Origin of the sequence: Bacillus sp. CECT 9360 (assembly GCF_918741275.1) — a bacterium.
Taxonomy (GTDB): domain Bacteria; phylum Bacillota; class Bacilli; order Bacillales; family DSM-1321; genus Peribacillus.
Map to the genome: position 1 here is coordinate 67,385 of NZ_CAKKNA010000005.1, position 12,573 is coordinate 79,957.

At 42.0% G+C, this 12,573-nt stretch carries 12 protein-coding genes; 5 read left to right on the top strand and 7 right to left on the bottom strand.

Annotated features, from left to right (window positions below; genetic code table 11):
• Positions 1–142 precede the first annotated feature (142 nt).
• Positions 143–2,182, top strand: a complete 2,040-nt coding sequence (locus tag LQ216_RS07295) for a molybdopterin oxidoreductase family protein (protein WP_230128416.1) — start codon at positions 143–145, stop codon at positions 2,180–2,182.
• 67 nt (positions 2,183–2,249) lie between these two features.
• On the opposite strand, the gene LQ216_RS07300 is transcribed toward LQ216_RS07295, so the two are convergent.
• Positions 2,250–2,777 carry a general stress protein gene (locus tag LQ216_RS07300; RefSeq protein WP_230128419.1) on the bottom strand — a complete coding sequence of 176 codons (528 nt, stop codon included), beginning with the start codon at positions 2,775–2,777 and terminating at the stop codon, positions 2,250–2,252.
• Positions 2,778–2,863: 86 nt separating this feature from the next.
• Positions 2,864–4,546: an alpha,alpha-phosphotrehalase gene (treC, locus tag LQ216_RS07305; RefSeq protein ID WP_230128421.1), complete on the bottom strand. Its 1,683-nt coding sequence runs from the start codon at positions 4,544–4,546 to the stop codon at positions 2,864–2,866.
• A gap of 413 nt (positions 4,547–4,959) precedes the next feature.
• Between treC and LQ216_RS07310 the strand changes: the two genes are divergently transcribed.
• A complete protein-coding gene (locus tag LQ216_RS07310; protein WP_230128424.1) occupies positions 4,960–6,027 on the top strand; it encodes a M20/M25/M40 family metallo-hydrolase in 1,068 nt (355 codons plus the stop codon).
• Between the two features lie 54 nt (positions 6,028–6,081).
• Here LQ216_RS07310 and LQ216_RS07315 read toward each other — a convergent pair whose 3' ends face one another.
• Positions 6,082–6,519 carry a ferritin-like domain-containing protein gene (locus tag LQ216_RS07315; RefSeq protein WP_230128427.1) on the bottom strand — a complete coding sequence of 146 codons (438 nt, stop codon included), beginning with the start codon at positions 6,517–6,519 and terminating at the stop codon, positions 6,082–6,084.
• Between the two features lie 227 nt (positions 6,520–6,746).
• Here LQ216_RS07315 and LQ216_RS07320 point away from each other — a divergent pair, with 227 nt between their 5' ends.
• The 3 genes from LQ216_RS07320 to LQ216_RS07330 all read left to right on the top strand — a co-directional run bounded on the left by LQ216_RS07320 (position 6,747) and on the right by LQ216_RS07330 (position 9,158).
• Positions 6,747–7,301, top strand: a complete 555-nt coding sequence (locus LQ216_RS07320; protein WP_230128428.1) for a 3D domain-containing protein — start codon at positions 6,747–6,749, stop codon at positions 7,299–7,301.
• A 414-nt stretch (positions 7,302–7,715) separates the two neighbouring features.
• The gene (locus LQ216_RS07325) at positions 7,716–8,630 is read left to right on the top strand and encodes a 2-dehydropantoate 2-reductase (RefSeq protein ID WP_230128429.1); all 915 of its coding nucleotides are present in this window, start codon (positions 7,716–7,718) and stop codon (positions 8,628–8,630) included.
• A gap of 66 nt (positions 8,631–8,696) precedes the next feature.
• The gene (locus LQ216_RS07330; RefSeq protein WP_230128430.1) at positions 8,697–9,158 is read left to right on the top strand and encodes a GNAT family N-acetyltransferase; all 462 of its coding nucleotides are present in this window, start codon (positions 8,697–8,699) and stop codon (positions 9,156–9,158) included.
• Positions 9,159–9,340: 182 nt separating this feature from the next.
• Here the strand turns inward: LQ216_RS07330 and LQ216_RS07335 are convergent, their stop codons facing one another.
• The 4 genes from LQ216_RS07335 to cysC form a co-directional block, all read right to left on the bottom strand.
• Positions 9,341–10,237, bottom strand: coding sequence for a sulfite exporter TauE/SafE family protein (locus LQ216_RS07335; protein ID WP_230128431.1), 897 nt, complete (start codon positions 10,235–10,237; stop codon positions 9,341–9,343).
• A gap of 86 nt (positions 10,238–10,323) precedes the next feature.
• Entirely contained in the window at positions 10,324–10,929 is a 606-nt protein-coding gene (locus LQ216_RS07340) for an NAD(P)-binding protein (protein WP_230128433.1), read from the bottom strand.
• Positions 10,910–11,671, bottom strand: coding sequence for a sirohydrochlorin chelatase (locus LQ216_RS07345; protein WP_230128435.1), 762 nt, complete (start codon positions 11,669–11,671; stop codon positions 10,910–10,912). Before LQ216_RS07345 ends, LQ216_RS07340 begins: the two co-directional genes overlap by 20 nt.
• A gap of 289 nt (positions 11,672–11,960) precedes the next feature.
• Positions 11,961–12,563: an adenylyl-sulfate kinase gene (gene cysC, locus LQ216_RS07350; RefSeq protein ID WP_230128437.1), complete on the bottom strand. Its 603-nt coding sequence runs from the start codon at positions 12,561–12,563 to the stop codon at positions 11,961–11,963.
• Between the last annotated feature and the right edge of the window lie 10 nt (positions 12,564–12,573).

Sequence of the window (12,573 nt, forward strand, 5' to 3'; positions counted from 1 at the left end):
AAAAGTGTTAACAATTTTCGGATAACTAAAACAGGTTCTCGAACACTTCTATTGATGTAAGTCCATAAATATTCTATTATTGAAAGAAAAAATGTTACAAGTTAACTAGAATGATAACTTCATTCTACATAGGAGAACAAATATGAACTCATATATAAACCAGCCTGATGGAATATTCCCTTCTGTTTGCTCACTGGATTGTCCCGATCAGTGCGGACTTCTTCTGCATAAGAAGGATGGCAAGATTATTAAAGTCGAAGGCGATCCAAACCATCCTGTAACAAAGGGAAACATCTGCAATAAAGTCCGGAATATGACCGCGAGGCTGTATGACCCGAAACGGCTGCAATATCCATTGAAAAGAACTGGAGCCAAAGGGGAAGGAAAATTCGAAAGAATCAGCTGGGAAGAAGCGATTGATACGATAACAGTTAAGTGGAAGAGCCTCATCTCACAGCACGGTCCTGAGAGCATACTTCCTTACAGCTTCTATGGAAATATGGGCAATCTCAGCGCGGAGGGGATGGATCGGCGTTTTTTCAACCGGCTTGGCGCAAGCCGGCTCATCCGTTCGATATGCAACTCGGCAGGTTCACAAGGATACAAGTACACAATGGGCGGCTCCTTTGGTACTGATCCTGAAGATACGATTCATTCGAAGCTTTTTATTTTCTGGGGAATCAATGCAGTCAGCACAAATATGCACCATGTCACGATCGCCCAACAAGCGCGGAAAAACGGCGCCAAAATCGTCGTGATCGATGTGCATAAAAACCAGACAGGACGCTGGGCTGACTGGTTCATTCCGATACTGCCCGGTACAGACAGCGCCCTTGCTCTTGGGATTATGCATATTTTATTTGCGGAGAATATGGAAGATAACGAGTTTCTAAGGAATTATACAGTGGGCGCCGAGGAATTGCGCCAGCATGTCGTTCAATATGATCCGCATACCGTATCCGCAATCACCGGCGTTCCCGTTGAAGATATTTATAAGCTTGCACGCATGTACGGGAAAACCTCCCCTGCCTACATCAGGATTGGGAATGGACTGCAACACCATGACAACGGAGGGATGTGCGTCCGGACCATTTCCTGTCTCCCGGCAATAACCGGACAATGGCTTGTGAAAGGCGGCGGGGCCACCAAAGGGAATTCCGGATATCTTTCCCACAATGCCCGTGCTCTTCAGCGGCCTGATTTGCTGGAAAACAAAGCGACGCGCAGCATTAACATGAACGAAATCGGGAAAGCTTTGCTGGAGCTTGAGAATCCCGTTCGTTCCTTATATGTCTATAATTCCAATCCGGCCGTGGTTGCACCAGAGGCCAACAAGGTTCGAGACGGCCTGATGCGCGAAGATTTATTCACAGTCGTCCATGATTTGTTTTTAACAGAGACGGCGGCTTACGCAGATATTGTTCTCCCTGCGTCTTCTTCTTTTGAAACGACCGATTTCTTGGCATCCTACTGGCATAACTTTATGCAAATCCAGCAGCCGGTTGTCGAAGCATATGGAGAATCAAAATCCAATACGGATGTTTTCAAATGGCTCGCAGGCGGTATGGGATTCGATGAACAGGCCTTTAAGGATTCAGAAGAGGACATGATTGAGCAGGCTTTGGATAATCCCGCTAATCCTTATCTAGATGAGATTTCATTACGAAGCCTCTTAGACAAACAGTTTGTAAAAGCAAAAATTACTCCGCTTCTTCCCGGCAAGCTGGAAACGCCGAGCGGAAAAATAGAGCTTTACTCGGAACGGATGCTAAGGGATGGATATGATCCGCTCCCGGTCTTTCATCCTATCGTGGATGACGAGGATCTTCCATTCCTGTTCGTTCCTGCGCCTAATCACAATTTCCTTAACTCGACTTTCTCGAATAACACGCGGCATATCGCTCTTGAAAAAGAACCAAGATTGCATATGAATCAGATGGACGCGCATCGTTTAGGTATTGAAGATGGCGACATGGTACGGATCCATAATCAGCGGGGTGAATGTGAATTAAAGGCGGCAGTCGGAGAGAACGTTCTGCCGGGAGTACTTGTCAGCCAAGGACTCTGGGCTGACATGCCTGGAACGAAGCAACTTGTAAATGTGCTGACACCCGATCGCATCGCCGATATGGGCGGCGGAGCCACCTTCTTCTCTGGACGGGTAGATGCTGTTAAGGTTTAAAATAAAAGGAATAAAAAACAAGGCCGATTCGACAGCGAATCGGCCTTGCCTCTGTCCCGTTTTAACATTAATATCTGCGCACAGAATCCTTATCAGTCAAGACACTTTCCTCACGCATGTCTGTATATGCATTTCCTGTATTCTCTGCATTATTTGTTTTCCTGGCTCCCGGATCCAATAACACGAGAAGCTTTCCATCCTTAACGTCTCTTTCATAACGATCCGCTTCATCTTCCGGAATTCCCATGCCAATCAATGCACCTGCAAGTCCGCCGGCTCCGGCGCCCAGTGCTGCCCCAGTTAAGGTAGCCGCAATTGGGCCTGCTGCCAGTATCGGGCCAATTCCCGGAATCGCCAAGGCTCCTATGCCTGCCAATAAACCGGCAGTTCCGCCAAGCACTCCTCCTGTAGCGGCACCCGCCGTGAGGCCATCCTCTGCATTCGATCCTGTTTGTCCTTTTACTACATCTACTTCATCCTGGTCTTTCGCAACTACAGAAATATCATCACGGTCATACCCCTGGGCCTTCAATTCCTCAATGGCGCGAACCGCTTCTTCTCCATTGTCATAAACTCCAATTACGCGTTTTTCCATCTTAATCATCCTCCTGTCGAATAATGATTGTGGCGCACTATACATATACCCGAACTAGGCTGAGGACTAACATGGATCAGCTTTTTTTATTTCTTTTTTAAATGATAAACGATAGACTCATAAGGCCTAAATGGCATTTGATCGCCTAATTCCGGATGATCGGAGTAATTGGAAATGAGCACATTTATTTCATAGTCGTCCATATTTAAGAGCTCCGTTAGATTAATTTGTGCTTCTTTCTCATAGAAATTATTGATGGAAAGCAATATTTCATCATCAATCTCTCTTTTATATACAAACAAGGATTCATGATCAGCAGATAGTAATTCATAATTCCCAAATGTGATAATGTCGTATTCCTTACGGAGCGCTATCAGTTTTTGGTAATGATAGAAGATGGAATCTTTATCGGTTAACGCTTTTTCCGCATTGATTTCTGGGTAGTTGTCGGCCACATCTATCCAAGGAGTGCTTGTTGTAAACCCAGCCTGTTCGGTTGTGTTCCATTGAACTGGTGTGCGGGAATTATCCCGGGATTTTTGTTTGATGATTTTCATGATTTCCTGTTCAGGTCTGCCTTCTTTTTTCATAATGTCATAATAGTTTAACGTTTCCACGTCACGGTATTGTTCGATGCTGTCAAACTTCGGATTAGTCATCCCAAATTCTTCACCTTGGTAAATATACGGGGTTCCCTGCATCATATGGATTGTTGTTGCCAGCATTTTCGCTGATTCTTTATGGTACTCACCGTCATTACCGTATCGGGTGACAATGCGCGGCTGGTCGTGATTGCACCAGAATAAGGCATTCCAGCCTCCGCCTTTATTCATTTCAACCTGCCATTTTGATAAAATGCTTTTAAGTGCGGAAAAATCCATATCGCCGATTGCCCACTTTTCCCCATTTGGATAATCGACCTTCAAATGATGGAAGTTAAACGTCATGCTCAGTTCTTTGCTGTCCGGATTGGAATATCCGATGCAATCTTCAATGGTCGTGGAAGACATTTCCCCGACAGTGATGCTGTCATACTTAGAAAGGACCTCTTCGTTCATTTCATGAAGCAACTCATGCACCCGCGGGCCGTCCGTGTAGAATTTCCGGCCGTCCCCCGGAGGTATAGAACCGTCATCATTCGGGAAATCCTGGTCCTTGGAGATCAAATTAATAACATCAAGCCTAAAACCATCAATTCCCTTTTCAAACCAGAAGTGCATCATATCATACACTTCTTTTCTGACCGTTTCATTTTCCCAGTTTAAGTCAGCCTGTGTCACGTCAAACAAATGCAAATAATACTGTCCCGTCTTTTCGTCGATTTTCCATGCGGACCCGCCGAATTTGGAAATCCAATTGTTTGGTTCTTTCCCACCGACGGGATCTTTCCAAATATAATAATCCCGGTACGGGTTATCTTTTGATTCGCTTGCTTTTTTAAACCATTCATGCTCGGTTGATGTATGGTTAACGACGAGGTCCATGATAATTTTAATGCCTCTGTCATGGGCTTCCGTGAGCAGCCGGCTAAAGTCTTCCATTGTTCCGTATTCTTCCTGAATGGAATAATAGTCACTGATATCGTAGCCATTATCTCTTTGAGGAGATTTATAAACAGGTGTAAGCCAGATAACATCGATTCCAAGTTCTTTTAAGTAGTCAAGCTTTTCAATGATCCCCTTGATATCGCCTGTCCCACTTCCGGTTGTATCATTAAAGCTTTTCGGGTAAATTTGATAGACTGTTGATTTTCTCCACCATTCTTTCATGGATATCCACCGCCATTTCCTCTCTTGATTAGCTATATTTTTCTTCCTATTCGTTATTAAACACATTCATCATTAATTCCACTATTTAAATGATTTGCTGACCACGTGGGAAACACGATGCCAAAGTGGTACATATAGTGTCATAAGGCAATTGAAGCAATACCCACCCTTTGGGAACGTTTTCATTTCACACGCAAAAAATAAGCATATAAGCAACTTGTATATACATGATATATTTCTCACTTTAAATTGTATATGCATATTAGTCAAGAAAAAATAGCTACAGCCTATTTTTCCCAATTACCACACACAGAACTAACAAGAATAAGATTCATATTTTTGTTATTTCAGGGTATAAAGAATTATGTAGAAGTTTGTCGAATGAAGAATTGGCAAGGAGGTTTCTTTTTACAATGCTTGTTGAATTAATAAAGGATTTAGTCGCTATCGATAGTTCTACAAAAGAAGGAGCAAATAAAGCGGTGGACTATTGCTCAAAGTGGCTTGCTAATCAAGGATTGCCTATAAGTCTGATTGAAAATAACGGGTATAAAATGCTTGTGTGTGAAATTGGCAATGGAGATAAAACGTTAATTTTTAATGGACACGTAGACGTTGTAAGCGGAAAACCGGATCAATTTATCCCGGTTGTTGAAGAGGGAAAATTATATGGAAGAGGAGCGGCTGATATGAAAGCAGGCGTCGCCGCTATGATGTGTGCCATCTCAGAACTGCAACACGATGACCTCGGCCTGAAGATCCAGCTGCAGATCGTGTCTGACGAGGAGACAGGCGGCTTTAATTGTTCCGGGTACCTAGCGAAACAAGGCTATCTGGGGGACTTTGTTATTTGCTCTGAGCCGACGCAAATGGGCATCGCTCTTCAGGCAAAAGGAATAGTACAGGCGGATATCGAAATAACCGGGAGCCCTTCCCATGGCAGCCGGCCTTGGGAAGGAATCAATGCAATTGAAAAAGCTTATGATGTATACCAGAAAATACGGAGTCTCCCGTTTACTGAAGAAAAAACAGAATTCTATGCATCCCCTTCCATTAATCTCGCAAAGATAAGAGCGGGTGAAGTATATAATAAAGTGCCTGATAAATGTATGATGAGCTTTGATATCCGCTATCTACCTACTCAGAATAAGGATGAAATCATCCGACAAATCGAAGAGATTACCGATGGAACGGTAATAGAAAAAATGTTCAGCCAGCCGGTAAACACTAGGGTCGATGATCCCTACATCACCATGCTTCGGCCGGTGATTAAAAGCCATACGAAAAATGATGCTGTCATTTTTGGACAGCATGGCTCAGCCGACACTGTTTATTTCGCTGCCTTAGGCATACCCGCCATTGAATTTGGCCCAAGCGGCGCAAACTGGCATGGCGACAGGGAATATGTCGAGCTCGAATCGGTCTCAACCTATCAAAAGATGCTGATTGATTTTGCTCAAGAATTTCTTAATACAAAATAATATTAAGAAAAAGAAGGCTCCTGTCGTTAAACGGGAGCCTTCTTCCCTGAAAATTTATAATCTAGGTTTTGTTAGAAAATATAAAAACCAGACAGCATGGTTTTGTTCGTCTGCTGAAGCTCTAGTGAACACTTCTTTCATTTTTGGATCATCAAATTGATCTGCGATTTCCAAATAAAAATCGGTCGTCTCCTGTTCATCCTCGAAAGCAAATTCAAAAATTCCCTTTGTTCCTTTAGGGCAATCTTTATTTCTAGTGATCTCCGGCTGTCTTCCAGCAAGATTGTAATAAATTTGTGTGAATTTTTCCAAATGGTTATTTTCATCGTTTATGATTTCGCGTATGACCTCTTTTTCCTTTTCAGTTGTAACTATTTTTAACAGTTTGTTATAGCATTGAATCGCGTTAAACTCCCCATTTATGGCCTTTAGAACATCCACTGCCAGGTTGTCGGGTTGCCGACTGTATGGATAACTATAATCGTAGTACATCCTTATCCCCCATATCTTTTTGTACATCATATGGGCCAAAAAAAGATAAGTGCTTGTCTACCGATTCAGTTTCTATTTCTTCATAAACTATCAAACTATTTTACCCTTTTATTACAAATATGAAACTAATGTCTTCATTTTGTAACATAATTAGCAATTTTATGAAACATGCCTGTTATATTTAATTGTTATTCTAACATTAGTAAAAACAAAGGAGATTTATAATTTTGAAAAAACTTCTATTGTCTGCTTGTTCGGTAACCTTTCTACTATTTGGATTTTCTGGAGTGACATCTGCTGCTGGGACATATCAAGTAAAAAGCGGCGACACTCTTTGGAGCATAGCTAAAAAAAATAAAGTATCAGTTAACCAGATTAAAAGCTGGAATCAACTGAAAAGTGATAGAATCAACCCTAAGCAAGTCTTAAAGCTTTCAGGAACGACAGCTAAGAAGGCTGCAGTTACAAAATCATCAGCCAAGAAAGCTGCATATAAAACAATCACAGTTAAAGCAACTGCATATACAGCAAGCTGCAAAGGCTGCAGCGGAATTACTTCTACAGGCATTAACCTAAAGAAAAACCCTAACGCTAAAGTAATCTCGGTTGATCCAAAGGTCATTCCACTAGGTTCAAAGGTTTATGTGGAAGGCTATGGAGAAGCAATCGCCGGTGATAAAGGAAGCGCAGTCCGCGGCAACAAAATTGACGTATTCATCTCTAATAAATCAAAGGCAATCCAATGGGGCGTCAAAACGGTAAAAGTAAAAGTTTATAGATAATCAAACAGCCGGCATGATGCCGGCTGTTTTTTTGTGACTAATAAAACTACGCCGCTGAATTCTCCAATTTTAAAGAAAACTCTTCGATCGACGAGCCGTAAGGTGGAGATTAGACGTAGTTGCGGAAAGGAAAATTTATACTTTCCTTTCTTCCAAGAAAGTCCCGAATCCGTAGGGAACCGGCTACAATATTGGATCTTCCGCTACGAAATCCCGAACCGGCTACAAAATCAAAATTCTCGCTACAAAAGTCCTCATACCGGCTACAATCCCAAGAAAACTCGCTACAATATTGAAATTTTCGCTACGAAATCCCGAACCGGCTAGTTTTCTTTTAAGTTTCAGATTCGATAAATACTCAAACAATTCCAACAAATGTTATAATACCTTTAAAAACTGAGTGAGGCGTTGTCTATGAATATTGTAATTGTCGGTGCCGGTGCTTTGGGAGCATATTACGGAGGCAGATGGGAAGAAGCCGGACAAAGCGTGCAATTTTTAGTGCGAAAGAACAGAGCTCGTCAGCTTAAAGAACAGGGCTTATACATAACAAGCACGCATGGAAACTATCAATTTGATAAAGTAGACTTTACTGAAAATGTGGAAGAAATCAAGACCCCAGATTTAGTTGTGCTTGCTGTAAAAGGCTATCATCTAAAGGGGACGATTCCTTCCTTGAAAAATCTTGTAGCTAATGGAGCTAAAGTTCTTCCGTTACTGAATGGAATAGAGCAAATCTCAATTCTCCAGCAGGAATTAGGTGAAGAGGCAGTCATTGGCGGGAGCGCTTATATCATCGCAACACTTGATGATAAAGGTCATGTCGTTCATACAAACCAGCAGCATGACCTTGTTTTTGGTCCGCTCCATCCTTCTCAGCAGGAAATTTGCAACAAGCTTGAGACCATTTCAGGAAAAGCTAAAATGAACAGTCGGCTATCCGGCCAAATCCTATGGGAATTATGGAATAAATATATGTTCATTACCGCATTTTCAGGCGTTACAACCGCCTCAAACCTGCCAATCGGCATAATACTTTCCTACCCGGAAACCTCTGATTTATTAAAAAAAGTTTTAGTAGAAATGCAGCTTCTTGCCCGCGCACAAGGCATTTCCATCACGGATGAATCCGTGAGTCAGGCATTCAGCAAATTTCAAGCGTTTCCTGAAGAAGCTACATCTTCCATGCATCAGGATAAAAGAAAAGGATTAACGTTGGAACTAGATCACCTGCAAGGCGGCGCACTAAGATTAGCAGAAAAAGAAGGAATTTCACTTCCGGTAATAAGCATACTCTATGGATTAATTAAGCCATATGAAAATTCATAATTTAGATTAATGGGAAAGAGGCTTCGTCGATATTAGTAATAGTTTCTAACAATCGGAGGATTTAAAATGTTTACCTGGAACACTTGCAATAATAAGACAATACTTCAGGAGCTTGAAGTAATGAACTCCAATCCGGAATACAATCTTATTTCAGAAGACAAACTTTATCTGACTGAAGCTGACATTTTAAAGGAGCATGAGGACGAGATCGAAAAGGAACGATATATCGTCACATCGGAAAGCGGCCCGATTGCTATCGTCGATTTTACGATGTGCAATCCAAGAGATAAAAATCCATGGCTTGGTCTGTTTATCATCCACAAACACGCCCAAAACAAAGGACATGCAGAAACTATCTACTCCGAATACGAAGAATTGATGATAAAGAGACAGATTAAAGAGGTTCATCTTGGCTGCTTAGTCAACAATGAACCTGGCATTCGCTTCTGGGGAAAAACGGGGTACAGCATATATAAAGAAATTGACTTTAAAGGGAAACCATTATATTGCCTGAAAAAAAACCTATAAAGTGAAACTTCCATAGGTGGGGGTTTTGTTCATCCCCCACCTATGGTTAGTTGAACCAATCGGACTTTTACGCGCAGTTGCTCCCCCACTTATCCTTGTTTTTCCATCCAAGTCTTGAGTGGGGGTCTTACTGCCCGTTAAAGCGGGATAAAAAACTGAGTCCGGTTCTGGACTCAGTTTTCTTAATTATCAACAGACGATTCAAAATTATTTCTGTTTATAGTGATTAATTTTCTAATAGAGAAAAATAAAGCTAATCCCCATAATAAGACAATCACGCTATAAATAAAGGAATTGTATTCAGCTAAGTTTGGCAGCCAGGCAGATAATAGGGTCCTGATGTTCACCAAAATAATGAATCCACCAACAAACACACCCATCGGCTGCGTCGGTATGATTCTGACAAGCCAGGCCGCAATCGGTGCTGCAAAGATTCCTCCAAGCATTAATGCTCCTACCCACATCCAATTCACCGCATTCCAGCCTAACGAAATCATAAAACCTACAGTCGCTGATACCGCTACGGCAAATTCAGTCGTATCGACTGTTCCAATAACCTTACGAGCAGTCATTCCTTTTTTGGACAAAAGAATCGGGGTTGCAATTGGTCCCCAGCCGCCTCCGCCAGTCGCATCCGCAAACCCGGCAATCAATCCTAAAGGAATGGACTGTTTATAAGGTAATGGCGGCGATTCCCGTTCTTCAGTCGGTTTGAAGAGAAACAAAAAGCGGATGATGATATACATGCCCAACACCAAAAGAAATGTGGATACATATGGCTTTACCAGATCGCCAGGCAAATTACTTAAAAAAACGGCACCGGCAAAGGCTCCAATGGAACCAGGTATGATCAAACGGAACACCATTTTCTTGTCTACATTTCCAAACCTGATATGTGATATTCCTGATGCGGCAGTCGTTACGACTTCTGATAAATGAACGGAAGCTGATGCCACAGCGGGAGCGATGCCAAAGGCCAATAGAAGTGAAGAGGAGGTAACTCCATAAGCCATTCCTAATGAACCGTCAATCAGCTGTGCAAGAAAACCAATAAAAGCTAAAACGAGTAACTTTTTCATCCAATCCTCCTTTTCCCATTGCTTTAGTATGATTTACAGTATACGAAACCCCGCCTGCAAATCACTTTGGCATCGTTCTCGAACGATTAAATGTCCAGCAGTTGGGTAATGAATCTGTTTCTTTCTGTCTCTGAATCTTTATATTTTTCTGCTGCCATCTCGATTAAAAGATTTGATTTTTCCGTATCGGCTATATCGCTGTTCTTGATTTTTTTTCGCATATCCCACAAGAAATCCAAATAGCTTTCATAGGATTCATCAAATTGTTCAAGTAAATCATTTCTGATTTTCTTGGCAAGGACCGGACTGGCACCTCCGGTCGAGACACTTATCATCAGTCTTCCCCTTTCAGCGGAAGCGGGGATGTGGAAGTTGCCCCGTCCATGGTCACTTGCGATATTAACCAGCTGGTGATCCCCTGTATTTTTATGAATCTGTTCATTTATTTCGTTGGAGTTTGTTGCCGCAATAACCATAAAAGCATGCTCGTAATCGGACTTTTCAGCTTTTTTAAAAAACACTTTTATCTTTTGGTCATCCAGGAGCCTTTCTAGCTCATTACATATTTCTGGACTGACGATATGAATATCTGCTCCGGCTTTGAGCAATGGAATCACTTTACGATAAGCAATTTTCCCGCCGCCAATGACCACACAGAGTTTGCCTGTCATTTCAAGCATGATGGGATACACGGCCGTTTCCTCCCGAAAGTTCAGTAAATCGTTCCTGTAAGATGTCACCAATTAACGGATGATAACCAAGATAATGGCACAAGATGAATTCCTTGTCACCTTCTGCGTAGTCGCTTTTTAACGTCTTTTGGATGGTATTCATCAAAATTCCTGTAAAAAGCAAATATGGGATGATAAATACCTTTTTATAAGGGCTCTGTTTCGCAGCTTGCAGCCCTTGTTCCAAATCGGGATCCACTGCCGTTAAATAACAGGTATCCACCCTATTTAAACCCGTCTTTTCTTCCAGCAGTTGTGCTATTTGGGACAAATCCCGTTTTACGTCCGGATCGCTGCTCCCTCTTCCAATCAAAAGAACCATAGAATCGCCGTTCAGTTCTTCCCCAGTTTCCTGGAGCCTTTCCATCAAAATATCAATCATATGATGATGGACACCTATTGGTCTGCCGTATACCATTTCTACTTCCGGGAATCCCTTTCGAATTCTATCAAGTTCGTTCGGAATATCTTCTTTTGCGTGGACGGCTGTCAACAAAAGGACGGGAAGAACGGTGATTTTTGTAGCCCCTCTTTTGACGCACCTTTCATATGCTTCTTCGATTGTTGGATCGGAAAGCTCTAGAAAGCAGTACTCCTGAATGGAAACAGGGTTTTGCTCCATACAGATTTTTACAAAAGAGATCGCCTCATCACATGCTATTTTTATCCGGCTACCATGACATATATAAAGAATCGCTTCCATTAAACTCCCTCGCTAACAAACAGTCTTTCATTCATGTTTAGTTGCTTTTTTGCCACATTCTTACGACTTCATATAATATAACATCTGCTTGTTGGATACTTTTTAAACCTTTTAGTTTGATCTCCAGACCCTGCACCAACTAAGTAAACTTTCCCCATTTTCCACACTCTTTCGCATGCTTAAGCTATTTCTAGATGTGATCACACGAAGCAGGCACTTTCGGGATTGCTTTCAGTTTTCTTATCTCTAACTCATTATATTTGGATGATCTTGCCCACGTTCCGTTTGCTCAAATAAAATTGCGCTTCGTTAAATAGATGATCAGCTGCTCTACGCATTCATCAATTGAAAAGCGGTCCGTTTCAAGGATAAATTCTGGATTTTCAGGTTCTTCGTACGGCGAGTCGATGCCGGTGAAATCCTTGATCAATCCATCACGTGCTTTCTGGTACAAGCCTTTAGGATCACGAGTTTCACATTCATTCAACGGACATTTTACATATACCTCGACGAATTCGTCTTCTTCAAGGAGACTTCTGACTAGATTACGATCTTCCCTGAAAGGAGAGATGAAGGCCGTCAAGACCATCTGTCCGCTGTCCACAAACAACTTTGAAACTTCGCCGATTCTGCGGATATTTTCTTTTCGGTCTGTATCTGAAAAACCGAGGTCACCATTCAAGCCATGGCGGATATTATCGCCATCCAATACATAATTACTGATTCCGGCTTTATATAGCTTATTTGCCAATTCATTTGCTACAGTCGATTTTCCCGAGCCGGAAAGTCCCGTAAACCAGACGACAAAGCTATGATGGGCATTTTGAACCCTCCGAAATTCCTTTGTGAGTGATTGTTCATGCCATGTAACATTAGAACTTGCAGTAGCCAATGTGAGTCCT

Excerpts from the sequence above, each read along its gene's own strand:
- LQ216_RS07295 (WP_230128416.1), top strand. The coding sequence starts at position 143 with ATGAACTCATATATAAACCAGCCTGATGGAATATTCCCTTCTGTTTGC.
- LQ216_RS07300 (WP_230128419.1), bottom strand. The coding sequence starts at position 2,777 with ATGGAAAAACGCGTAATTGGAGTTTATGACAATGGAGAAGAAGCGGTT.
- treC (WP_230128421.1), bottom strand. The coding sequence starts at position 4,546 with ATGAAAGAATGGTGGAGAAAATCAACAGTCTATCAAATTTACCCGAAA.
- LQ216_RS07310 (WP_230128424.1), top strand. The coding sequence starts at position 4,960 with ATGCTTGTTGAATTAATAAAGGATTTAGTCGCTATCGATAGTTCTACA.
- LQ216_RS07315 (WP_230128427.1), bottom strand. The coding sequence starts at position 6,519 with ATGTACTACGATTATAGTTATCCATACAGTCGGCAACCCGACAACCTG.
- LQ216_RS07325 (WP_230128429.1), top strand. The coding sequence starts at position 7,716 with ATGAATATTGTAATTGTCGGTGCCGGTGCTTTGGGAGCATATTACGGA.
- LQ216_RS07330 (WP_230128430.1), top strand. The coding sequence starts at position 8,697 with ATGTTTACCTGGAACACTTGCAATAATAAGACAATACTTCAGGAGCTT.
- LQ216_RS07335 (WP_230128431.1), bottom strand. The coding sequence starts at position 10,237 with ATGAAAAAGTTACTCGTTTTAGCTTTTATTGGTTTTCTTGCACAGCTG.
- LQ216_RS07345 (WP_230128435.1), bottom strand. The coding sequence starts at position 11,671 with ATGGAAGCGATTCTTTATATATGTCATGGTAGCCGGATAAAAATAGCA.